This window comes from Sphingobium sp. WCS2017Hpa-17 (genome assembly GCF_031843765.1).
GTDB lineage: Bacteria > Pseudomonadota > Alphaproteobacteria > Sphingomonadales > Sphingomonadaceae > Sphingobium.
The window spans coordinates 111,685-135,954 of record NZ_JAVTIV010000004.1 but is presented as its reverse complement, the minus strand read 5'-3'; the positions used below and the strand labels follow the sequence as shown (position 1 = coordinate 135,954).

Sequence of the window (24,270 nt, the reverse complement as noted above, 5' to 3'; positions counted from 1 at the left end):
GACGTTTATGCAGAGGAGCAGCAAATGACCGCCCTCTGGACCTCCGCCGAAATCGCCGAGGCCACAGGCGGCGCCGCGTCGGCGCCGTTTGCCGTTTCGGGCGTCGCCTTCGACAGCCGCGAAGTGGGGCAGGGCGACCTGTTCGTCGCAATGAAGGGCGAGGCGACCGATGGCCATAAATTCGTCGCCAAGGCCTTCGGTCAGGGGGCTGCCGGTGCGATCGTCAGCGAAGCGGTCGATCATCCCCATATCCTCGTCCCCGACAGCGCCCGCGCACTCGAAGCGTTGGGCAAGGCGTCGCGCAAGCGCATGAATGGCAAGGTGATCGGAGTCACCGGATCGGTCGGCAAGACCGGCACGAAGGAGGCGCTGTTCCAGGCGCTGGATCGTGCCGCGCCGGGTGCCGTGCATCGCTCGGTCAAAAGCTACAACAACCATGTCGGCGTGCCCTTGAGCCTGTCGCGCATGGCGCGCGATACCGCTTTTGGCGTGTTCGAAATGGGTATGAACCATGCCGGCGAACTGTCCGCACTGACACGACAAGTCCGTCCCCATGTCGCCATCGTCACCGCCATAGCGCCGGCCCATATCGAATTTTTCGGCACCGAAGCGAAGATCGCCGAGGCCAAGGCGGAAATCTTCGAGGGGCTGCAACCCGGCGGCACCGCGATCATCCCCTATGACAGCCCGCATGTGGCCACGCTCTACAACAAAGCGGAGCGCCATGCCGGCCGTATCCTGACCTTCGGCACCAGCCCGCAGGCCGATGTCTGCGCGCGCGAAGCTGTGCCCGCGCCGGGCGGTGGCACGCTGGTCACGGCAACCCTGCCGGGCGCCGAACTCTGCTTCACCGTCGCCGCGCCGGGCGACCATTGGGTGTCCAATGCGCTGGCCGTGCTGGCTGCGGTCGAGGCGGTGGGCGGCGATCTTGCCGCAACCGGTCTTGCGCTCGCCGAAATGCCGGGCCTGCCGGGCCGGGGCGAGCGGCGCATCCTGCCGATTGCTGGCGGCGAAGCGCTGCTGATCGACGAAAGCTACAACGCCAATCCGCTGTCCATGAAGGCGACGCTGACCCAGCTTGGCCGCGAAAAGGCGGATCGCCGCATCGCCATATTGGGCGGTATGCGTGAACTGGGCGACCGCAGCGTCGAACTCCACGCCGGCCTCGCCGAACCGTTGGAGGCTGGCAGGGTCGATCATGCCATATTGGTCGGCGCGGAAATGGCTCCGTTGGCCGATGCGCTGGCCGGCGTCATTCCCTTTGTCCATGTCGCCGACACGGCGGCGGCCATCCCCCTCATCCAAACCGAAATGCGCGCGGGCGACGCGATCCTGGTCAAGGGCTCCAACGGCGTGGGTCTGTCCCGCCTGGTCGCCGCCCTAGCCGAGAGCGTCCGTGACGGAGATACGAACTAATGCTCTACTGGCTGGCCGAAACCCTGGATTTCGCAGGCATCTTCAACCTGATCCGTTACCTGTCCTTCCGGGCAGGGGCTGCGATCTTCACTGCGCTGCTGATCGGCCTCGTCATCGGTCCCAAATTCATCGGCTGGCTGCGCGTCCGTCAGGGCAAGGGACAGCCGATCCGCGACGATGGCCCGCAGAGCCATCTGGCCAAGCGTGGCACGCCGACCATGGGCGGCCTGATGATCCTGACCTCCATGGTCATTTCGGTGCTGCTGTGGATGGATCTTGAATCCACCTATGTGTGGGCCTGCCTGTTCGTGACTCTGGGTTTCGGCGCGATCGGCTTCCTCGACGATTATGACAAGGTGACCAAGGCCAGCCACAAGGGGCTGTCGGGCAAGGCGCGACTGGCCGCCGAGTTCCTGATCGCTGGCGTGGCCGCGTGGATGATCGTCCATCAGCATGGCAATACCGCGCTCTACGTGCCCTTCTACAATGGCCCCGCTATCGAGCTTGGGCCATTCTACTTCTGCTTCGCCGCCTTCGTCATAGTCGCGTTCGGCAATGCGGTGAACCTGACCGACGGGCTGGACGGCCTCGCCACCATGCCGGTCATCATCGCCAGCCTCGCCTTCATGCTGATCGTCTATCTGGTCGGCCGCGCGGACTTCGCCGCCTATCTGGGCATCCCCCATGTGCCGGGCGCCGGCAACCTCACCATTCTTTGCGGCGCGATCATCGGCGCGGGCCTCGCCTTCCTCTGGTTCAACGCGCCGCCGGCCGCCGTCTTCATGGGCGACACCGGCAGCCTCGCGCTGGGCGGCACGATCGGCGTGATAGCCGTCACCGCCCATCATGAAATCGTGCTGGGCATCATCGGCGGGCTTTTCGTCGTGGAGGCCCTGTCGGTCATCATCCAGGTCTTCTTCTACAAACGCACCGGCAGGCGCGTGTTCAAGATGGCGCCGATCCACCATCATTTCGAACAGATGGGCTGGGCCGAACCCACCGTCGTGATCCGCTTCTGGATCATCGCCTTCATCCTGGCGCTCGCCGGCCTTGCCACCTTGAAGCTGAGGTAAGCGGATGATCGTTTCGGACGCTTTCAAGGGAAAGACCTACGCCGTTCTGGGCCTCGCCCGTTCGGGCCTCGCCACGGTCGACACGCTGGTCGCCAGCGGCGCGCGTGTCGTCGCGTGGGACAGCCGGGAAGAAGCCCGCGCGCTGGTCGAGCGCAAGGCGGAACTGGGCGATCCGATGGAGATCGACCTTGCCGGCTTCGACGGCATCGTCGTGTCGCCGGGCGTGCCGCTTAATCGTCACCCCATCGCGATGCGCGCGAAGATCGCTGGCGTGCCGATCATCGGCGATATCGAATTGTTCGCGCTCGCCCGACCGACGCTGCCGCCGCACAAGGTCGTCGGCATCACCGGCACCAACGGTAAGTCGACCACCACGGCGCTGATCCACCATATCATCGAGCAGGCGGGTTTCCCCACGGTGATGGGCGGCAATATCGGCCTGCCGATCCTCAGCCAGCCGCCGCTGGAGCCAAACCTGCACGGCGTGGGCGTCTATGTGCTGGAACTGTCCAGCTACCAGATCGACCTGACCCACAGCCTGGACTGCGACGTCGCGGTGCTGCTCAACATCACGCCGGATCATCTGGATCGTTATGACGGCTTCGAAGGCTATGTCGCGTCCAAGGCGCGGTTGTTCGCGATGCAGTCGGCTGGTCATAGCGCGGTGATTGCTGCGGAGGATGGATCGAGTCAGTCCATCATCAACGACGTATGCAACATGCGTGGCGATGGGCAGGACGTGGTCGAGGTTGTCTCGTCGCAAGTCGATCCGATAGAACAGCTGGGTTGGCCTGCGCTTCAAGGTCCGCACAACGCCCAAAATGCCGCTGTTGCGATGGTGGCTGCGGCCGTACTTGGCATCGACCCGGCAACGACCAAAGCAGCCCTCACCAGCTACGCCTCGCTTCCCCACCGCATGCAGGCGGTCGGCACCCACAATGGCGTCCTGTACGTCAACGATAGCAAGGCGACCAACGCCGCCTCCACCGCGCCCGCGCTCGCCGCATGGCCCGCGAAGGACGGACGCCCACGCATCCACTGGATTTTAGGCGGCGTCGCCAAGTCGGACAATCTGGACGAGTGCGTCCCGCATTTCGCCAACATCGCCCACGCCTATACCATCGGTGAAGCGGGGCATATGTTCGCCGATCTGCTGCGGCCGCATATGGCGGTGGATGACAGTGAAATGCTAAGCGCCGCCGTCCGCCGCGCCGCGCGCATCGCGCAGCCGGGGGATGTGGTGCTGTTGTCGCCCGCTTGCGCCAGTTTCGACCAGTTTCGCGATTTCGAAGCGCGCGGCGATGCCTTCGCCGCCGCCGTCGCGGCGCTGGACTCTATTGCCGAATAAACCACCACAAGTCGGGGGCGACACGATGGGCAGGGAAGGGACGACACGGATGTTCAAGGCTGGCGAACTGGTGAAGGGTTTCCGCACCCGCACCGTGCCGCGCGAACGGACGGCGCTCGCCATCTGGTTCTGGGAAATCGACCGCGTCCTCCTGTCGCTGATCGTCACGCTGATGGCGATCGGGCTGGTCGCGGTCGCGGCGGCATCGCCCGTGGCCGCGATCGACCGGTCGACCGCCTCGGTCGCGGTCAATCCGCTCATCTATTTCTATCGCCAGTTGATGTGGGTGTTCATCGGCCTGCCGATCATGCTCATCATCTCCATGCTGCCCCGGCCGCAGGCGCGGCGGCTCGCCATCTTCGGCTGCGCCTTCTTCTTCGTCATGCTATTGTGCGTGCCGATCCTGGGATCGACGGTGAACGGGGCCAAGCGCTGGATCGACCTGCCCGGATTCCGTTTCCAACCCTCGGAATTCCTGAAACCCGTCTTCGTCGTGTCGCTCGCATGGCTGCTGTCTTTGCGCGCCAAGGATATGAGCCTGCCGGTCGTGCCCTTGAGCTTCTGCGTTACCGGCCTGATCGCGCTGGTCCTGATGCGTCAGCCGGACTTTGGCCAGACCGTGATCTTCTGCGCCTGCCTTGGCGTGCTGCTGCTGCTGTCGGGCGTATCGATGCGCTTCATCGGCGCGATGGGTGGCGTGGCGCTGGCGGGGCTGGTCGCGGTCTACATGTTCTATGAAAATGGCCGGCAGCGCGTGAACGATTTCCTTGGCATCGGCGTCCAGCTTGATGCCGGCCCGGACCAGACCGATCTCGCCTTCCGCACCATATCCCATGGCGGCTTTACCGGCGTCGGGCCGGGCGGTGGCCAGAACAAGTTCCGCCTGCCCGAAGCGCATACCGACTATATCTTCTCGGTCATCGGCGAAGAATTCGGCCTGCTCGCCTGCATCGCCATCGCCTGCGTCTATCTCGCCATCGTGGTGCGCGTGCTGCTGCGCCTGCTGGACGAAGAAGATAATTTCACCATCCTCGCCGCCGCCGGCCTCACCACCCAGTTCGGGCTTCAGGCGATCATCAATATGGGCGTCAATGCGCAGATATTTCCGTCAAAAGGCATGACGCTGCCCTTTATCAGCTACGGTGGCTCCTCTATGCTGGCGCTTTGTATCGGCGTCGGCCTGCTGCTCGCATTCACGCGGCGCAACCCCTTCATGGGTCGGCACACGGTCGTCAAATGGAGTGGTCGATGAGCATTTCCCGTCACTTCGTCCTCGCCGCCGGCGGGACGGGGGGTCATATGATTCCAGCGCACGCCGTGGCGGAGGAACTGATGGCGCGCGGCCATCATGTCGCGCTCGTCACCGATGAGCGCGGCGCGAAGATCCCCGGCATCTTCGATAAAGCCCCTGATAATCGGGCGCAGGTCCACATCATGCCCGCCGGCCGCATGACCAAGAATCCGCTCAGCTGGCCCGGCGCGCTCAAGGCGATCCTGGCCGGCCGCGCGATGTCGCGCCGCCTGAACGAAACCTTCCGCCCGACCGCCGTGGTCGGCTTTGGCGGCTATCCCGCCATGCCCGCGCTGCTCGGTGCGCTGGCCGATGGCATCCCGACCGCGATCCATGAACAGAACGCCGTGCTGGGCCGCGTCAACCGCATCCTGTCCGGCCGGGTTGATGCCATCGCCACCGCCTATCCCGACGTCCAGCGCCTCAAAAACGCCTATGCGGGCAAGGTCCACCTGATCGGCAATCCGGTCCGCGAAGAAGTGAAGCAACTGCGCGAGGAGGAATTTCCCGCGCTGACCGACGAAAGCGTCTTTCGCGTGCTGGTCATCGGCGGCAGCCAGGGCGCCTCCATCCTGTCCAGCGTCGTGCCTGAAGGCCTGTCGATGCTGCCGGTCGCATTGCGCCGCCGCCTGCAAGTCACGCAGCAATGCCGCGCCGAAGATATCGAGCGCGTCCGCAAAACTTATGCGGACATGGAAATACCCGCCGACCTTGCAACCTATTTCAACGATGTGCCCGAAAAGCTGGGCTGGTCGCATCTGGTGATCGCCCGCGCTGGCGCGTCCACGTTGGCCGAACTCACCTGCGCCGGTCGCCCTGCGATCCTCATCCCGCTGCCCAGCGCGATGGACGATCATCAGACCGCCAATGCGAAGGAAATGACCGAAGCCGGCGGCGCTCGCACCATCCCGCAGGCCCGCTTCACCGCCGTCGAACTGGCCAAGCAGATGCAGAAGATGGCGCTGGAACCCGGCGCGCTGCAAAACGCCGCCAAGCGCGCCCGCAACTGCGGCCGTCCTCACGCGGCGCGCGACATGGCCGACCTGCTGGAAAGCATCGGCACCGCGCCCATCGTCAATGATCCGGTCAAGGTCGGCCCGACCCCGACCACGCTGAATTTGCAGGGTGTGCCGGCGTGATGATGGCTTCCTCTTTCCGTCATGCCAGCGAAGGCTGGCATCTCACTTCTTCTTTCCCCGTCACTCTCGAAGAACAAAGAGATCCCAGCCTTCGCTGGGATGACGGTATGGTTCCGGAGACAAAAGCATGAAGGGTGTCGGCACAGACATCGGCACGATCCATTTCATCGGCATCGGCGGCATCGGCATGTCCGGCATCGCCGAAGTGATGCATAATCTGGGTTACAGCGTACAGGGCAGCGATGTGGCGGAAGGCTATGTCGTGGAAGGGCTGCGCGCCAAGGGGATCAAGGTGATGATCGGCCACAAGGCCGAAAATCTGGGCGACGCTGCCGTGGTCGTCACCTCCACCGCGATCAAGCGCGGCAATCCCGAAGTCGAACTGGCGCTGGAAACCCGTATCCCGGTCATCCGCCGCGCCGAAATGCTCGCCGAACTGATGCGCTTGAAATCGACCGTCGCCATCGCCGGTACCCATGGCAAGACCACCACCACCTCCATGGTCGCCGCACTGTTGGACGCCGGCGGCGTGGACCCCACGGTCATCAACGGCGGCATCATCAACAGCTATGGCTCCAACGCGCGCCTCGGCAACAGCGACTGGATGGTCGTGGAAGCGGACGAGAGCGACGGCAGTTTCCTGCGTCTCGACGGCACGATCGCGGTCGTCACCAATATCGATCCTGAACATCTTGATCATTATGGCAGCTTCGACCGGGTCAAGGACGCCTTCGTCGAGTTCGTCGGCAATGTGCCCTTCTACGGCGCGGCGATGCTCTGCCTCGATCATCCCGAAGTGCAGGCGATCCTGCCGCGCGTGCAGGACCGCCGTATCGTGACCTATGGTTTCTCGGCCCAAGCCGACATTCGCGGCGACAATGTCCAGCCCATTCCCGGCGGCAACCGCTTCGACATTCAGATCCGCGAGCGCGACGGGTCGACCCGCCGGATCGAGGGGATCGAAATGCCGATGCCCGGTCGTCACAATGTGCTGAACGCCATGGCCGCGATCGGCGTGGCGCTGCAAATGGGCATCGACGATGCGACCATCCAGACCGGCTTCGCCAAGTTCGGCGGCGTGAAGCGCCGCTTCACCAAGGTCGGCGAGATCGAAGTGGCGGGCGGCACCGCCACCGTCATCGACGATTATGGCCACCACCCGGTCGAGATCAGGGCCGTCCTCGCCGCCGCACGCGAAGGCGCCAAGGGCCGCGTCATCGCCGTGGTCCAGCCGCACCGCTTCACCCGCCTGCGCGACCTGATGGATGAGTTCCAGCAGGCGTTCAATGACGCCGACATCGTCTACGCCGCCCCCGTCTACACCGCTGGCGAACAGCCGATCGAGGATGTGGACAGCGCCGCGCTGGTCGCGGGCCTCAAGCGGCGCGGTCATCGCCACGCCGGGACCGTGGCCGATGCCGATGATCTGGCCAAGGTCATCGCCGCCGATATCCAGTCCGACGACATGGTCATCTGCCTTGGCGCTGGCGATATCACCAAATGGGCGGCGGGCCTCGCCGCCGCCGTGAACAGCGTGAAGGAAGCCGTCTGATGTTCGAGCTGTTCGCCGTAGGCCTGGAAATGCAGAAGCGCATGATCGATGCCCAGATGCAGGGTGTGGAGGTCGCGCGCGACATGGTGGAGGCCGCGCAGAAGCAGGTCCAGACCAGCCTTGCTGCGCATGACGCGGGGCAGGCGAGCATGAAGGCGATGAAAGGCTGGATGAACCTGTGGGGCATGCGCGGTTGACGACCATCACGGCCCTCCCGCCCGTTCGCGGCACGCTCAAGGCTGACGCCCCGCTGGCGCCGCTCGTCTGGTTCAAGGCGGGCGGCGTGGCGCAATGGCTGTTCGAGCCCAAGGATGCGGACGACCTGTCCGATTTCCTGGCCATGCTGGACCCAGATGTCCCTGTGATGGCGCTGGGCCTCGGCTCCAACCTCATCGTGCGCGACGGTGGCGTGCCGGGCGTGGTCGTGCGCCTCGGCAAGCCCTTCGCCAAGGTCGACCGGCTGGATGAGGTCACACTGCCCTGCGGCGCTGGCGCGTCGGGCATCCTCGTTTCCTCCACCGCGCGCGACGCGGGGATAGCGGGCCTTGAATTTCTGCGCTCCATCCCCGGTACGGTCGGCGGTTTCGTGCGTATGAACGGCGGCGCCTATGGCCGCGAGACGGCGGACATATTGCTGTCGTGTGAGGTCGTGCTGCGCTCCGGCGAGCAGATCACGCTGCTCGCCCGCGACCTCCATTACACCTATCGCCATTCCAACCTGACCGACGGCGCCGTGGTCGTCAGCGCGACTTTCCGGGGCGAACCGGGCGAGCCCGCCGCAATTCAGGCCGAAATGGATCGCATCGCCACTGCGCGTGAGGAAAGTCAGCCGCTGCGCAGCAAGACCGGCGGATCGACCTTCAAGAACCCGGACGGGCACAAGGCCTGGGCGCTGGTGGATGAAGCGGGCTGTCGTGGCCTCCAACTGGGCGGCGCGCAGGTCAGCGAAAAACACACCAATTTCCTGCTCAACACCGGCGAGGCGACCAGCGCAGACATCGAAGCGCTGGGCGAGGAAGTCCGCCGCCGCGTGAAGGCCAGGAGCGGCGTCGAACTGGAATGGGAAATCCAGCGTGTCGGGGTTGCGAAGTGATGCGCAATATTCTCACTCCGTCATCCCAGCGAATGCTGGGATCTCTCTTTTCTTCTTCCGCTGCGTCAAAAGGCAGTGAGATGCCAGCCTTCGCTGGCATGACGAACCTTCTGGAGTGTTACCTATGAGCCGTGGTCCCTGGCATGTCGCCGTCCTCATGGGCGGCTGGTCGGCGGAGCGCCCCGTCTCGCTGTCGTCGGGCGAGGGCGTGGCCAAGGCGCTGGAATCACGTGGCCATACAGTCACGCGGATCGACATGGACCGCAACGTCGCCGCGCGGCTGGCCGAAACGAAGGCCGACGTAATCTTCAACGCGCTCCATGGCGTCCCCGGCGAAGACGGCACGGTGCAGGGCATGATGGACCTGATGGGCCTCACCTACACCCATAGCGGCCTTGCCACATCGGTCATCGCGATCGACAAGCAGCTTACCAAGCAGGCGCTGGTGCCCCATGGCATCCCCATGCCCGGCGGCCATATCGTGCAGAGCGAAAGCCTGTTCACCGCCGATCCGCTGCCGCGTCCCTATGTGCTCAAGCCCGTCAATGAAGGCAGCTCGGTCGGCGTCGCCATCGTCACGGCGGAGGGCAATTACGGCAACCCGATCGCCCGCGATAGCGTCGGGCCGTGGCAGGATTTCCCCGAACTGCTCGCCGAACCCTATATTCGCGGTCGCGAGCTGACGACTGCCGTGCTGGGGGACGAAGCTCTGCTGGTCACCGAACTGCGCCCCAAGAGCGGCTTCTACGATTTCGACGCCAAATATACCGACGGCATGACCGAACATGTCTGCCCCGCCGAAATACCGGCCGAAATCACCGAAGCCTGCAAGGCGCTGGCTTTGCGCGCGCATCAGCTGCTCGGCTGCAAGGGCGCGTCGCGCGCCGATTTTCGCTGGGATGACGAACAGGGCATCAAGGGGCTGTTCTTGCTGGAGGTCAATACCCAGCCGGGCATGACCTCGCTCAGCCTCGTCCCCGAACAGGCGGCGAAGCTGGGCATTGACTATGCTACGTTGGTAGAGACTATTGTGGCAGAGGCGCTGGACCGCGCCGGGGGGCATGACGATGGCTGAGGCACGCATCCGGCGCGGCGGCACCGCACGGCTGAGCAGCGCAAAGGGCAGGGCGACGAAAGGCGGCCGTGGCCGCGCGCTCAAGCGCCAGAGCAGCCTCGACCGGCTGGTCGAAATGCTGCCGGTTAGTGAAGCGACCCTGCAACGCATGGCCAGCTGGGCGATTGTCGGCATCTTCGGCGCCATCGTCGTATCCATCGCCATCTTCGCGGGTCTGCCCGGCATGGCCCGGCAGCAGGCAGCGGATATCGCCGCCCGCGCCGGGTTCGAAGTCGACAAGGTCGAGGTGCGCGGTGTCGAGCGGATGGACGAACTGCCCGTCTATAACATCGCGTTGGGGCAGGTGGACCGCTCCATGCTCTCGCTCGACCTGCCCAAGGTGCGGGCCGACATGCTGAAGCTCGGCTGGGTCAAGGATGCACGCATTTCCCGCCGCCTGCCCGATACGCTGGTGGTCGACATCGTCGAACGCGACCCCGTTGCCGTGTGGCAGCATGAAGGGCAGTTGCACCTGATCGACGTGCAGGGTGTCGTGCTCCAGTCGGTGTCGGCGAGCGCCATGCCGGATCTGCCGCTGGTCGTTGGTCCCAATGCCAATCGACAGACCGCCGGCCTCAACCGGCTGATGGAAAACGCGCCTGCGCTCAAACCCATGCTCGCCGGGGCGACCTGGGTCGGGAACCGCCGCTGGGACTTGCGCTTTCAATCGGGTGAGACGCTCTCCCTGCCGGAGGGCGACAAGGATTCGGCCGGTGCCCTGGTGAATTTCGCGCGCATGGATGGCGTTAACCGGCTGCTGGGCCGGGGCATCGTCAAATTCGACATGCGCGACCCCGACCGTTTCGTCCTGCGCCTGCCGCAGGGCAAGGTCGAGGAAAAGCCGACCGACGCCGCAGCGGCCACCGCCAAGGCGCCGGACGCAGGCGAGGAAGGCTAAGACAAGATGGCGCAGCCCAAGGTCGAAAAGCTCATTACCGCGATCGACATTGGCTCCTGGAAAGTGTCGGCGCTGATCGCAGGTCGCACCGACACCGGCGAACTCGCGATCCTGGGCACGGGTCAGCGGGAAAGCCGTGGCGTGCGTCGCGGCTTCATCGCCGACATGGAGCGCACCGAACTGGCCGTCCGCGAAACCGTGGAGCAGGCGGAACGGGTCGCGGGCACCAATATCGAGGATGTGTGGGTCAGCTTTTCGGGCGGCTCCCTCGTCAGCGATGTCGTCACGGTGGAACGCGACATGGGCGGCTATCGCATCGAACAGCCCGATATCGACGATCTCCTTACCACCGGGCAGCAAGGCATAGACCCCGACGGCCGCATCATCCTGCACGCGCAGCCGACCTGCTTCACCATCAATGGCAAGGTGCCGGTGAAGAAGCCGCTCGGCATGCACGCGGACCTGCTCGGTGTCGATATCCATGTCGTGCTGGCGGACGGCGCGCCGCTCGCCAATCTCGACCTGTGCGTGCGTGGCGCCTATCTCAACGTCAATTCTATCGTCGCCGCGCCGATCGCGACGGGTCTTGCCTGCCTGTCGGAGGAAGAGCGCGATCTGGGCGTGGCGCTGGTGGAAATAGGCGCGGGCGTCACCAATGTGTCGCTCTATGCCGGCGGCATGCTCGTTGGCCTCCATTCCATCCCGATGGGCGCGGCGGACATTACCGACGACATCGCTTCGGCCTTCGGCATCCGTCGCAGCCAGGCGGAGCGGATCAAGTGCTTCTATGGCTCGGCTATGCAGAACCCCCGCGATTTCCGTGAGATGATCGAAATCGCGCCGCCCCATGGCGAAATCGCGATTCCGGGGCAGGCCGCCGGACCCAATGCGGAAGGGGGCAAGATCACGCGCGCATCGCTGGTCGGCGTCATTTGCGAACGGCTGAACCAGATCATGACGGAGGTGAATGCGGCGCTCGCCGGCATGGGCTTCAACTCCACCGGGCGTCAGGTCGTTCTGACCGGCGGCGGCGCGGAAATGAAGGGCATTGCCGATTATGCGCAGGGCGCTCTGGGCCGCGCCGTGCGTGTCGGGCGACCAAGGGGCTTGTCCGCCATGCCCGAAGCGCATAGTGGCCCGGCCTTCGCGACATTGGCGGGACTCGCGCTTTACGGCGCTTCCAACCCGGTTGATCTCCGCACGATGGCGCCTGCGCCGCAAACGGTGCATCGTCTGGGTGCGCCGCTCTGGTGGCAACGCATGATGCGCGCGATGAAGACGAACTATTAGACGAAATGCTAAAAAGACGAAAATAGCTGGTGAAATACGCTATTTTCTGGTGTTAACATTGTATGACGGCGTTGCTTCCTGACGAGGAAGCTGAGGGAGCAGACTATATGAGCATTGAAATCAGCCCACCGCATGTGGACGAACTGAAGCCGCGGATCGCGGTGATCGGCGTCGGCGGCGCGGGCGGCAATGCCATCGCAAACATGATTGCCGCTTCGGTCGAAGGCGTGGACTTCATCGTGGCGAATACCGATGCGCAGGCGCTGAACAGCTCGCCAGCCGAACGGCGTATTCAGCTTGGCCCGCAAATCACCGAAGGTCTGGGCGCCGGTTCGCGCCCGGAAATCGGCAAGGCGGCTGCTGAAGAAACCATCGCTTCGGTCGAAGAGGCGCTCAACGGCGCCCACATGTGCTTCATCACCGCCGGCATGGGCGGCGGCACCGGCACGGGTGCGGCCCCCGTCATCGCGAAGGCTGCGCGCGATCGCGGCATCCTGACTGTCGGCGTCGTGACCAAGCCCTTCACCTTCGAAGGCAATCGCCGCATGAAGTCGGCCGATGCCGGCATCGAAGAACTGCAAAAGCATGTCGATACGCTGATCGTCATTCCGAACCAGAATCTTTTCCTGATCGCCAATCCGAACACGACCTTCAAGGAAGCGTTCCAGATGGCGGACGAAGTGCTGCAACAGGGCGTTCGCAGCATCACCGATCTCATGATCATGCCCGGCCTCATCAACCTCGACTTTGCCGACGTCCGTTCGGTGATGGGCGAAATGGGCAAGGCGATGATGGGCACCGGCGAAGCCGAGGGCGACGGCCGTGCACTTCAGGCCGCTGAAAAGGCAATCGCCAACCCGCTGCTGGACGGCGTGTCGATGCGCGGGGCGAAGGGCGTGATCGTCTCCATCGTCGGTGGCGATGACATGCGCCTGATGGAAGTGGACGAAGCCGCCAACCATATCCGCGAACTGGTCGATCCGGACGCGAACATCATCTGGGGCAGCGCCTTTAACGACGGCCTCAACGGCAAGATCCGCGTGTCGGTGGTCGCCACCGGTATCGAAGCCGAAGCGGGCGGCAATGCCGCGCCGCTGACTCAGCCGTTCAGCTTCGCCAACCGCCCGTCGGTTTCGGTGCCCCAGTCGCAGCCTGCGACTGCCGCGCCCAAGCCTGCGCCAGCGCCTGTCGTGGCCCAGCCCGCTCCCGTCGTCGCACCTGCGCCGACGCCTGCTCCGGCCCCCGTGCCGCAGCCCGAAACGCTGGAACTGGATGTGCCGGCAGCGCCGGCCCCCGTCGCCCCGTCACCATCCTTCGCACAGCCCAAGCCGGCCGCCGTCTTCGATGATGAGGATGCGGGGCAAGATGAGCTGATCCTCGGCGCCGAAGCGGCCGAACAGCCGGCACCTGCCGCCCCCGCCGCACCGGCACCGCGCGTCGCCACCGGCGGTACGCTATTCGAGCGCATGGCTGGCCTGACCCGTGGTGCCGACAAGGCGGCGGGCGCTGATGATGCGGCACCGGGCGTGGACATTCCCCGTTTCCTCAATCGTCAGAGCAACCAGTAATTTCTGCGCGGCTCCGGCCGTGGAACCATGAAGAAGCGCGCTGTCGGTTGCCTGGGGCGACCCGGCGCGCTTTTTCGTTGCACCAATTTCCTATTCAGCAAGGGATCGTCTAGACCGTCGGCCGGGATTGAATCGGACGATGCTCTGAATATCTCTTGTTTTCCGCGTTCTGCCAGCCGTCGGCTGTCCCGGCCGACTTCGGAACGCTCTAAGGCCTGGATGTGAAACAGAATTCTCCCTGGATTTTCGGACTTTGTCTTGCTGGCGCGCTGCCGGCGGGCGTGGCGCAGGCGCAACTCGACCAGTCTCAGCTTGTCCGCCCGCTGGGCGCTGCCGATCTCAACGCCAATCTGGCAAAGCTCGCATCCAACCCGCGCGACGTGGCGGCGCTGATCGGTGCGGGCGAAGCTGCACTGGCGCTCGACGATCCCCGCGCCGCCGCCGGCTTCTATGCCCGCGCCGACGCGATCGAGAGCGGCAATGGCCGGATCAAGGCCGGGCTGGCACGGGTGATGCTCAAGATGCAGAACCCGACCGAAGCGCTGCGCCTGTTCGATCAGGCGGCCCGGCTGGGCTATCCCGACACCACCATCCAGTCCGATCGCGGTCTGGCAAAGGACATGACCGGCGATCAGGCCGGCGCACAACGTGACTATCAGGCCGCGCTGCAACGCACGCCCAATGATGACGAACTGGTGCGCCGCTACGCGGCCTCGCTCGGCATCGCAGGGCAGGTGGCTGCGTCGGATAAAATCCTCGAACCCCTCCTCTACAAGAGCGACCGGGCTGCCTGGCGCTACAAGGCGTTCATCCTGGCGATGAACAACAAGCAGACTGAGGCCCAGAAGGTGGCGCAGCAGACCATGCCCGCGCAGCTGGCCGGCGCCATTACACCCTATATGCAGAAAATGCCTTATCTGACCGCCGCGCAAAAGGCCGCAGCGGTGCATTTCGGTCATTTCCCGCAGCAGATCGGCACCAGCATCGCCGTGATCACGCCGACGCCCCCGGCGCCCGGCATCGCCGTTCCGGATAGCAAGCCGGTGACGGTCGCAGCCGCCACGCCTGAGAAGACGAAACCGCTCAGCCGCAGCGAACAGCGTCGCCAGCAGCGTGAAGCCGCCCGTCAGGCACGCGCCGAACGTCTGGCCGTCGCCCGCCGTCCGGCGCAGACACAGGTGGCACAGGCGGAAACCAAGCCGCCGGTGCCGCAGTCCGCCCGCCAGCCGATGTTGCAACAGCCTGCGCCACAACCCAGCCGCACGGCGCCTGCGCCGCAGGCGCGGCCGCAGATCCAGCCTCTGCCTGAAACACGCACGCCGGAACCGAAACCCGCCACGCCGCCCGTGCGGCAAGCGACAGCGCCCAATGCAACGGTGCAGGGTCCGCCGGCACCGGGCTTTGACTCGATCGAAACCAGCGCGCCCCGCGCCACGTCGCCGCAAAATCCGCCGTCCAGCAGCGGATCGCAATTGAACGCGATCACGCTGGCCCAAGCGCCCACGCCGACGCCACCTATGCCTACGCCGCCCACATCGGCTGCATCAACGTCGGCCGCATCGGCTCCCGCGACCCCCGCACCGGAAGAAACGCCCCCCGCTGCTGCCCCGCCGGCTCCGGTTCCCCAGCCGTCCGCCGCCACGCAGCAGCCTGACCCCGAAATGGTCCGCACGCTGGCCGACATCATCCACGCGATCGACGTTCCGGACACCGAGCGTCAGTCGAGCGTCGCCGCCGTCGACCTGAACGAAGTGGCCGCGCTTCAGGCCGCCCGCCGCGCCGAACGTCAGGCTGCCGCCAAGACCGCCGCCGACAAGGCGAAGAAGGACGCGGCTGCTAAGGCCAAAGCGGAGGCCGATGCAAAGGCCAGGGCCGAAGCTGAGGAAAAGAAACGTCTCGCCGCCAACCCCTCGCGCAACTGGCTTCAGGTCGGCGTCGGCCAGAGCAAGGGGGCACTCGGCTTCACTATGAAGGGCCTGCGCAAGAAATACACGATCCTGGCCCCCCAAGGTGCGTGGAGTGCCAGCTGGGGCCGCACCAATCGCCTGCTGGTCGGCCCCTTCGCCAGCTTCACCCGCGCCAAGGAACTGGAAGCCAGCCTGAAAAAGGACGGCGCCGACGTCTTCGCCTGGCGCAGCGAAGCCGGTGAGGTGGTCGAGAAACTAGCGGGCGAGTGAGCTTGCTTTAAAAGGTCGATTTACGACTAACTTCCTTCACCCCGGACTTGATCCGGGGGGCTTTTTCTGACGCTTGCGGAGAAAACGGGATGCCGGGTCAAGCCCGGCATGACGAAATAAGATATGTCTCGTATCGACCATTTGTTGCCGTCCGAGCAGTCATGCTGTGTCTCTCAAAACGGCCGTATCCATGAAGGCTAATGGGCCGTTCATTCGGCGTTGGCGATATTGCTCCTTGTGATCTCATGCAGTTGACGAGCGCGCAGATTTGCTATCGACTAGAAGAAGATAGAAAATCCGAGAGAAGCAGCCCATGTCACCACACCTGAAGACGTTCTGCATTGCAATTGCGCTCATAGTTCCGGCGAGCGCACAAGCTGCGGACTGGGAGCTTCGTCATGAGGCAGATAGTCGCGGTGCAGTTCTTACCTTTGGTGCTGGCAGTCCAGTTTCTTATCGTTTCGAATGCACGCGGAATGAAGTGATCATAACCGAAACCGGCGTTACACAGCTTATCGATTTAAAGACAGGCAAGCCGATTGGCGATAACGCGGGCGCAACTATGCCGGAGGGGGCTGCTATGATGGCCTTGTTTGGTGGAAAGGGTGATCCGCAGTTCATTCCTGCTGAGGCCGCGAAAAGCCCTGCGGTTGGCTGGGACCTTACAATCCGCCTCTCGAAAACGGATAAGCAACTCAAGGAGATCGGCAAGAGCAAGATGATGTCTCTATTTACGACGGGTTACACGATGGCGGTAGAGATGGACTCCAAAGCGCGTGCGAAATGGAATGAATTCATGCAGCGTTGTGAAATCGCGATGTAGCCGCCGCCTGACAGCCCCCGAATGTCGCATTTCATGCAAACTTTGCCGGAAGTGGACAGTCGCCTACCCACCCAAAGCTGCAAATCTGCAACCACCTCTCACTAGCCGTTCAAACCCGCCGCGCTTTGGGCTAACAGGCACGGCATGACGACGCTTGCCTCCTATGCCTGCCATCCCGACGCCAGCCGTGGCCGCCTCCATGCCGAACCGGGCGGGGAGGTGCGGGGGCCGCGCGACATGTTTCAGCGGGACCGCGACCGGATCATCCACTCCATCGCCTTCCGCCGCCTGCGCCACAAGACGCAGGTGTTCGTGTCGCCCGATGGCGATCATTTCCGCGTCCGCCTGACCCACAGCCTGGAGGTAGCGCAGATCGGCCGCACCACCGCGCGCACGCTGGGCCTCAACGAAGATCTGACCGAAGCTCTTTGCCTCGCCCACGACATCGGCCATCCCCCCTTCGGCCATGCGGGCGAAGACGCGCTGGAGCAGGCGCTCGACGCGCATGGCGGTTTCGACCACAACGCTCATACGCTGCGCACGCTGATGCTGCTCGACAGCCCCTATCCCCGGTTCCGGGGCCTCAACCTCAGCTGGGAAATGCTGGAGGGGCTGGCCAAGCATAATGGTCCGATCGACCATCCCGGCTGGGCAATGCGTGAACTGGATGCGCTCTTCCCGCTGAACCTTACCAGCCATGCCTCGCTGGAGGCGCAACTGGCCGCGATTTCGGACGATATCGCTTATGACAATCACGACATTGACGATGGCCTGCGCGCCGGGCTGCTGACGCTCGACCAATTGCTGGACGTTCCTTTCGTCCGACATTGCTGGGATCGGGTGCGCGCCCGCTATCCCGATGTCGCGCCCGACCGTCTGCTGCGCGAACTGGTGCGCGAGCAGATCGGCGTCATGGCCAATGACCTGATCGCGTCCACCCGCGCCAATATCGCGGAGTCGGGTGTCGAGACGGTCGAGGATGTCCGCGCGCTCGGCCGCACGCTCGTCGCCTTCTCGCCGGAACTGGCCGCGCAGGAGCGTGATTTGAAGCGCTTCATGTACGCGACCCTCTATCATCATCCCGAGCAGTTGGCGGCGGCCGACCGGGCACGGGTGATCGTCACCGACCTGTTCGCCGCCTATCAGGCCGACCCGGCGCTGATGCCGCCTGAATGGCGCGACGATTGCGCGCTGGAGGAGCCGAGCCGCAGCCGCCACATCGCCGACTTCATTGCCGGCATGACCGATCGCTACGCCGAAAAGCGCCATGCGGAAATCTACGGCAAGATGGTGGTGGAGGCGTAACTCTACTACCTCACCTCCGTTCGCCCTGAGCCTGTCGGGCCGGGGCGCTGGCAACGCCCTTCGACAGGCTCAGGGCGAACGGGTGGAGGGGGATCGGAAACGATCCGTTCCTACCCCACACCTTGCCGCCCGCTACCGCATCCTTGTACCTACGCGCCATGGCACTTCACCCCCAGATCGCGGCCTTCGCCGCCCAGCTCGACGATCTTTCCCGCCTGCTGCGTCGCCATGATCGCGCGTCTGGGCGGACAAGGTCGACCTTCTCCATCGCATGATTGCAGACTCCAATTTCAACGGGGTCGAACGGTTCCTGGCGCTGTATGAAGGGGAGGGGGCTTTGCCGACCTGACCCTGACCGATCCCGCCGCGCAGGCCGAACTGAACACCTGCCGCACCGCCGCCCGCGCCATGGCACAGCGTCTGGCGCAGGAAGAACAAGCCGATTGACGCGCCCGTGCGTTTGACGCAATGCGACATCCGTCTCCGGCGGATTCGTTCGCCGGGCATGATGCGGGAGAGCATGGGAAGCCTTTGAGGCCACCCCGTCACCGAAGGAGCAACCGCCCCGGAATCTCTCAGGTTAAAGGACCGCATCGCGCGCAAGGCACTCTGGAAAGCGGACGGCTGATGCTGTCCCACCGAAGGGGTAAGCCATGTGGCCGCAAGGCCGCTGGTCAAAGCTCTCAGGTTCCGTGACAGAGGGGGTGGCAGTTGTCACAGGTCCGACTCCGGGCCTGTCTATGCTGTCGCTACCACCTCCTGCATGGAAAGGCCGCTCATGTCCGGCACGCAAGACGCCACGCATTTCGAAGACCTGCCGCTCGAAGCGCTCCCGCTCGACGCCTGGCACCGCGCCCGTGGCGCGCGCATGGTCGGCTTTGCCGGCTATCATATGCCGATCCAGTATGAAGGCATCATGGCCGAACATAGCTGGACCCGCGAACATGCCGGCCTGTTCGATGTCAGCCATATGGGTCAGCTGACCTTCAGCGGCGAAGGCGTGGACGCCGCGCTCGAACATATCCTGCCCAGCGACATTGCGGGGCTGAAGCCCTTCCGTCAGCGCTATTCGATGCTGCTGGACGAAGACGGCGGTATCCTCGACGATCTGATGGTATCGCGCCTCGGCGCTGATGCCTTCGATGGTGCGGACATCTATATGGTCGTCAACGGCGCGACCAAATATGATGATATCGGCTGGATCATCGAACATCTGCCCGATGCGGTCGTCATGAACCATATGGCCGATCAGGCGCTGCTGGCGTTGCAAGGACCGGAAGCGGGCGAGGCGCTCGTTGCGCTCATTCCCGAAACTGCCGACCTCATCTTCATGCAGTCCGGCCCGTTCGTCTGGCGCGGCGTGTCGCTGTGGATCAGCCGTTCGGGCTATACCGGCGAGGATGGCTTTGAAATCAGCATCCCGGCCGACGACGTGACCCTGCTGGCCGATGCGCTGTGCGCCTTGCCGCAGGTCAAGCCGATCGGCCTTGGCGCGCGCGATTCGCTGCGTTTGGAGGCCGGCCTGCCGCTCTACGGCCATGACCTGTCGCCCGCCGTCAGCACCATCGGCGCGGACCTGGGCTTCGCGATTCAGAAGCGCCGCCGCGAGGAAGGTGGCTTCATCGGCCATGCCCGCGTCATGAAGGAACTGGCCGATGGTCCCGGCGCCAGGCGCGTGGGTCTGAAGATCGAAGGCCGTCTGCCGGCCCGCGAAGGCGCGACCATCCATATCGGCGCCACTCAGGTCGGCGAAGTCACCTCCGGCGGCTTCGCGCCGAGCGTGGGCGCGCCGATCGCCATGGGCTGGGTCAGCCTGCCGCACAGCGCGGAAGGGACCGCGCTGGAAATCGAAGTGCGCGGCAAGCGCATCGCCGCGGTGGTTGCGCCGATGCCGTTCGTTCCGCATCGTTATCGCCGCAAGGCCTGAGTCTGCATATTTTTTGACCTTTTTGGTGGTCGTGATTTTCAAGCAAATCACTTCTGGGGAGTAGAAAATGAGCCGTTATTTCACCGACGAACATGAGTGGATCGACGTAGAGGGCGAAATCGCCACCGTTGGCATCACCGATTATGCGCAGGAACAGCTGGGCGACATCGTGTTCGTCGAACTGCCTGCCGAGGGCACGACCTTCGAAAAGGGCGACGACGCCGCCGTCGTGGAATCGGTCAAGGCCGCATCCGACGTCTATGCCCCGATCTCGGGCGAAGTCGTCGAGAGCAATGGCGCGCTGGAAGACGAGCCCGCGCTGGTCAACAGCGATGCCGAAGAAGATGGCTGGTTCTTCAAACTGCGCATCGCTGACACCAGCGAGCTGGAGGGCCTGATGAACGAAGCCGCCTACAAGAAGTTCGTGGCGAGCCTCTAAGCAACAAAAATAAGCCCCTCCCTTTCTAGGGAGGGGGAAGGGGTGGGTCGCGACCGCAGGGAGCGACTGCCCTATCGCCACGGAGCAGCGCTCGCTCCGCTTGCGACCCACCCCTTGATCGGAGGCACGTGACTCCGATCAACCCTCCCTAATAGGGAGGAGGAGAAAAACGAAATGCGCTACTTACCCCTTACCGACACCGACCGGCAGGACATGCTGTCCGTCATCGGCGCGTCGTCCATCGACGACCTGTTCGTGGATGTGCCCGCAGAGGCCCGCCTGAGCGGCACCATCGCCGGCCTGCCCGACCATGCCAGCGAACTGGCGGTCGAGCGCCACATGGGCGCGCTGGCACGCAAGAATCTGTCGGCAGGGGAGGCGCCCTTTTTCCTGGGTGCCGGCGCCTACAAACATCATGTTCCCGCCAGCGTCGATCATCTGATCCAGCGCGGCGAGTTCCTGACCGCCTACACGCCCTATCAGCCGGAAATCGCGCAGGGTACGTTGCAGGTGCTGTTCGAATTCCAGACGCAGGTCGCCCGCCTGCTGGGCGTCGATGTTGCCAATGCCTCCATGTATGACGGCTCGACCGCCTGCTGGGAAGCGATCGGCATGGCCCGCCGCATCACCAAGCGCGGCAAGGCTTTGCTCTCGTCGGGCCTGCATCCCCATTATGTCTCGGTCGCCAACACCATGGCGAAGTTCACCGGCGACGCCCTGGTGCATGAAGCGCCGACGCTGGATGCCGCGACCGACATCGACGCGCTGATCGCCTCGATCGACAAGGATACGTCCTGCGTCGTCGTCCAATATCCCGACATTCTCGGTCGCATCGCTGACCTGACCCCGCTGGCCGACGCGGCCCATGCGGCCGGCGCGCTGCTGGTTGCGGTTGTCACGGAACCTGTAGCCCTTGGCGCGATCAAGGCGCCGGGCCATATGGGCGCGGATATCGTCGTGGGCGAAGGCCAGTCGATCGGCGTTGGCCTGCAATTTGGCGGTCCCTATCTGGGCCTGTTCGGCTGCAAGCAGAAATATGTCCGCCAGATGCCGGGTCGCCTGTGCGGCGAAACCGTCGACGCTGCGGGCAAGCGTGGCTTCGTGCTGACGCTCTCCACCCGCGAGCAGCATATCCGCCGCGAGAAGGCGACGTCGAACATCTGCACCAACTCCGGCCTGTGTGCGCTGGCCTTCAGCATCCACATGACCCTGCTGGGCGAACGCGGCCTGCGCGACCTCGCCAGCCTGAACCACGGCCTCGCCGTACAGGCTGGCGATCGTCTGGCGAAGGTGCCGGGCGTCACGCTGCTCAACGACAGCTTCTTCAACGAATTCACGCTGGTCCTGACCAAGGATGCCCGTGAAGTCGTCCGCACCCTCGCTGACAAGGGCATTCTCGCTGGTGTCTCGCTCGGCCGCCTGTTCCCGGACGCACCGGCCATCGGCAACGGCCTGGTCGTCGCCGTGACCGAAACCGTTACAGCGGAGGATATCGAAAGTCTTGCCGCCGCGCTTGAGGAGGAACTGGCATGAGCATGCTCAAGGAAGGTCGCCCGACCACCCCGCAAGCCGTCGAGGACGCGCATATGGCCCCCACAACCGCCACCGGCAACCGCGCGCTGATGCTGGAGGAAAAGCTGGTCTTCGAGATCGGATCGACCGACACCACCGGCGTTGATTTCGCCGACGCGCCGAAGGTGGAGCGCCGCCTCGGTGCGCTCGCCCGCACCGACAGCATCGGCCTGCCCGGCCTGTCGGAGCAGGAAACGGTGCGTCACTACACCCGCCTGTCGCGCCAGAACTATGCCATCGACCTTGGCCTGTTCCCGCTCGGCAGCTGCACCATGAAGCACAACCCGCGCCTGAATGAAAAGGTCGCGCGGATGCCCGGTTTCGCCGATATCCACCCGCTCCAGCCGCAGTCCACCGTGCAGGGCGCACTGGCCGTCATCCATGAACTGGCCGCCTGGCTGGTGACGCTGACCGGCATGCATTCGGTCGCGATGTCGCCCAAAGCCGGCGCCCATGGCGAACTGTGCGGTCTGCTCGCCATCCGCGCCGCGCTGGAAGCGCGCGGCGACGCGCGCAGCGTCGTCCTCGTCCCCGAAAGCGCCCATGGCACCAACCCCGCCACCGCCGCCTTCTGTGGCTATAAGGTCGAGGATATTCCCGCGACCCCGGATGGCCGCGTCGATCTGGAAGCGCTCAAGGCCCGCCTTGGCCCCGATGTTGCGGCGGTGATGATCACCAACCCCAACACCTGTGGCCTGTTCGAACGCGACATGAAGACGATCTCCGATGCGGTCCATGCCGCCGGAGCCTTCGTCTATTGCGACGGCGCAAACTTCAACGCCATCGTCGGCCGGGTCCGCCCCGGCGACCTGGGCGTCGACGCGATGCACATCAACCTGCACAAGACCTTCTCCACCCCTCATGGCGGCGGCGGCCCCGGCTCCGGCCCGGTCGTGCTGTCCGAAGCGCTCACGCCCTTCGCCCCGCTGCCTTTCGTCGAAAAGCAGGACGACAAGTTCGTGCTCGTCGAGGAGGAAACGGCGGAGGATCACCACGCCCAGACCTTCGGCCGCATGGTCGCCTTCCATGGCCAGATGGGCATGTTCACCCGCGCGCTGACTTATATCCTCAGCCATGGCGCGGACGGCCTGCGTCAGGTCGCGAACGACGCGGTGCTGAACGCCAACTATATCCTGCGCAGTCTGGACGACGTGCTGGACGCACCGTTCGGCGGCAGCGGCCCGTGCATGCACGAAGCGCTGTTCAGCGACAAGGGCCTGGCCGAAGGCTTCACCACGCTCGACATCGCCAAGGGCCTGATCGACGAAGGCTTCCACCCGATGACCATGTACTTCCCGCTGGTCGTCCATGGCGCGATGCTGGTCGAACCGACCGAAACCGAAAGCAAGGCCGCGCTTGACCAGTTCATCATGGCGTTGCGCAGCCTCGCCGAACGGGCCAAGGCCGGGGACGAAGCGCTCAAGGGCGCGCCCTATCACGCCCCGCGCCGTCGCCTCGACGAAACGCTGGCCGCGCGCAAGCCGATCCTGACCTGGACCGACCCCGCGTTGGCGGTCGCTGCCGAATGACCGACAGGCCGGAACCCTGGCAACCGGGTTCCGGCCCTGCCGTCGCGGGCCAGAAGGATCTCAGGCGCCACGCCCCCGCGACGCAGCGCAACCGTGACGCCATCGCGGATATCCTGCGCGACGCCCTGCCATCCTCCGGCCTTGTGCTGGAGGTCGCGAGCGGCAGCGGCGAACATGCCGTCCACTTCGCCGCCGCTTTCCCCGCCCTCGACTGGCAACCGACCGATCCCGATCCGGCGGCGCTCGCTTCCATTGCCGCTTGGCGCGCCGAAGCGAGCCTGCCGAACCTCCGCGCCCCAATGCAACTCGACGCCGCCACCGACTGGCCTGTCGCCCAGGCCGATGCGATCCTTTGCATCAACATGGTCCACATCTCGCCCTGGGATGCGACACTTGGCTTGCTGCGTGGGGCAGGGGCGGTGCTGCCATCGGGCGGGCCGCTCTATCTCTACGGCCCCTACACCCGCGCAGGCGTGGAAACCGCGCCCAGCAACCTCAGCTTCGACGCCTCGCTCAAGGCGCGTGACCCCCGCTGGGGCCTGCGCGCGGTAGAGGATGTGATGGCGGCAGCGAATATGCAGGGCCTGCGCTTCGACCGCCTGATCGAAATGCCCGCGAATAACCTGTCGCTGCTTTTCCTCAAGACATAGTCCCACCCCATTCCGTTCGCCCTGAGCCTGTCGAAGGGCTCTTCTTTTTGCCAGGAGCAGGACTGG

20 protein-coding genes and 1 riboswitch are annotated in these 24,270 nt (G+C 64.7%); all 20 genes read left to right on the top strand.

Going from position 1 to position 24,270, the window contains the following annotated elements:
* Positions 1-24 precede the first annotated feature (24 nt).
* The 20 genes from murF to RQH62_RS09240 all read left to right on the top strand — a co-directional run bounded on the left by murF (position 25) and on the right by RQH62_RS09240 (position 24,204).
* Positions 25-1,416: a UDP-N-acetylmuramoyl-tripeptide--D-alanyl-D-alanine ligase gene (murF, locus tag RQH62_RS09335; protein WP_311268488.1), complete on the top strand. Its 1,392-nt coding sequence runs from the start codon at positions 25-27 to the stop codon at positions 1,414-1,416.
* Entirely contained in the window at positions 1,416-2,489 is a 1,074-nt protein-coding gene (gene mraY, locus RQH62_RS09330; RefSeq protein ID WP_311268487.1) for a phospho-N-acetylmuramoyl-pentapeptide-transferase, read from the top strand. Before murF ends, mraY begins: the two co-directional genes overlap by 1 nt.
* Positions 2,490-2,493: 4 nt before the next feature.
* The gene (murD, locus tag RQH62_RS09325; protein ID WP_311268486.1) at positions 2,494-3,837 is read left to right on the top strand and encodes a UDP-N-acetylmuramoyl-L-alanine--D-glutamate ligase; all 1,344 of its coding nucleotides are present in this window, start codon (positions 2,494-2,496) and stop codon (positions 3,835-3,837) included.
* A gap of 49 nt (positions 3,838-3,886) precedes the next feature.
* Entirely contained in the window at positions 3,887-5,089 is a 1,203-nt protein-coding gene (locus tag RQH62_RS09320; protein ID WP_311268594.1) for a putative peptidoglycan glycosyltransferase FtsW, read from the top strand.
* The gene (gene murG, locus RQH62_RS09315) at positions 5,086-6,267 is read left to right on the top strand and encodes an undecaprenyldiphospho-muramoylpentapeptide beta-N-acetylglucosaminyltransferase (RefSeq protein WP_311268485.1); all 1,182 of its coding nucleotides are present in this window, start codon (positions 5,086-5,088) and stop codon (positions 6,265-6,267) included. Before RQH62_RS09320 ends, murG begins: the two co-directional genes overlap by 4 nt.
* Before the next feature lie 127 nt (positions 6,268-6,394).
* A complete protein-coding gene (gene murC / locus RQH62_RS09310; protein ID WP_311268484.1) occupies positions 6,395-7,819 on the top strand; it encodes a UDP-N-acetylmuramate--L-alanine ligase in 1,425 nt (474 codons plus the stop codon).
* Positions 7,819-8,016: a hypothetical protein gene (locus tag RQH62_RS09305; RefSeq protein ID WP_311268483.1), complete on the top strand. Its 198-nt coding sequence runs from the start codon at positions 7,819-7,821 to the stop codon at positions 8,014-8,016. Before murC ends, RQH62_RS09305 begins: the two co-directional genes overlap by 1 nt.
* Complete coding sequence (gene murB / locus RQH62_RS09300; protein ID WP_405053533.1) at positions 7,998-8,912, top strand: UDP-N-acetylmuramate dehydrogenase; 915 nt, start codon at positions 7,998-8,000, stop codon at positions 8,910-8,912. The genes RQH62_RS09305 and murB overlap by 19 nt, the downstream gene beginning before the upstream one ends.
* Before the next feature lie 124 nt (positions 8,913-9,036).
* Entirely contained in the window at positions 9,037-9,987 is a 951-nt protein-coding gene (locus RQH62_RS09295) for a D-alanine--D-alanine ligase (RefSeq protein ID WP_311268481.1), read from the top strand.
* Complete coding sequence (locus RQH62_RS09290; protein ID WP_311268480.1) at positions 9,980-10,924, top strand: cell division protein FtsQ/DivIB; 945 nt, start codon at positions 9,980-9,982, stop codon at positions 10,922-10,924. Before RQH62_RS09295 ends, RQH62_RS09290 begins: the two co-directional genes overlap by 8 nt.
* 6 nt (positions 10,925-10,930) lie before the next feature.
* Positions 10,931-12,214, top strand: a complete 1,284-nt coding sequence (ftsA, locus tag RQH62_RS09285; protein WP_311268479.1) for a cell division protein FtsA — start codon at positions 10,931-10,933, stop codon at positions 12,212-12,214.
* 107 nt (positions 12,215-12,321) lie between these two features.
* Entirely contained in the window at positions 12,322-13,782 is a 1,461-nt protein-coding gene (ftsZ, locus tag RQH62_RS09280) for a cell division protein FtsZ (protein ID WP_311268478.1), read from the top strand.
* 221 nt (positions 13,783-14,003) lie between these two features.
* Positions 14,004-15,959: a tetratricopeptide repeat protein gene (locus RQH62_RS09275; protein WP_311268477.1), complete on the top strand. Its 1,956-nt coding sequence runs from the start codon at positions 14,004-14,006 to the stop codon at positions 15,957-15,959.
* 313 nt (positions 15,960-16,272) lie between these two features.
* Positions 16,273-16,782, top strand: coding sequence for a hypothetical protein (locus RQH62_RS09270; RefSeq protein WP_311268476.1), 510 nt, complete (start codon positions 16,273-16,275; stop codon positions 16,780-16,782).
* Between the two features lie 144 nt (positions 16,783-16,926).
* Positions 16,927-18,087, top strand: coding sequence for a deoxyguanosinetriphosphate triphosphohydrolase (locus tag RQH62_RS09265; RefSeq protein WP_311268475.1), 1,161 nt, complete (start codon positions 16,927-16,929; stop codon positions 18,085-18,087).
* Between the two features lie 501 nt (positions 18,088-18,588).
* Positions 18,589-18,688: riboswitch (glycine riboswitch) on the top strand.
* A gap of 177 nt (positions 18,689-18,865) precedes the next feature.
* Entirely contained in the window at positions 18,866-20,014 is a 1,149-nt protein-coding gene (gene gcvT / locus RQH62_RS09260) for a glycine cleavage system aminomethyltransferase GcvT (protein ID WP_311268474.1), read from the top strand.
* Positions 20,015-20,081: 67 nt separating this feature from the next.
* Complete coding sequence (gene gcvH, locus RQH62_RS09255) at positions 20,082-20,453, top strand: glycine cleavage system protein GcvH (RefSeq protein WP_311268473.1); 372 nt, start codon at positions 20,082-20,084, stop codon at positions 20,451-20,453.
* A gap of 174 nt (positions 20,454-20,627) precedes the next feature.
* Positions 20,628-21,986, top strand: coding sequence for an aminomethyl-transferring glycine dehydrogenase subunit GcvPA (gene gcvPA / locus RQH62_RS09250; RefSeq protein WP_311268472.1), 1,359 nt, complete (start codon positions 20,628-20,630; stop codon positions 21,984-21,986).
* Positions 21,983-23,554 (top strand): aminomethyl-transferring glycine dehydrogenase subunit GcvPB, encoded by a 1,572-nt coding sequence (gcvPB, locus tag RQH62_RS09245; protein ID WP_311268471.1) that lies wholly within the window; start codon positions 21,983-21,985, stop codon positions 23,552-23,554. The genes gcvPA and gcvPB overlap by 4 nt, the downstream gene beginning before the upstream one ends.
* A complete protein-coding gene (locus RQH62_RS09240; RefSeq protein WP_311268470.1) occupies positions 23,551-24,204 on the top strand; it encodes a DUF938 domain-containing protein in 654 nt (217 codons plus the stop codon). The genes gcvPB and RQH62_RS09240 overlap by 4 nt, the downstream gene beginning before the upstream one ends.
* Positions 24,205-24,270: the final 66 nt, after the last annotated feature.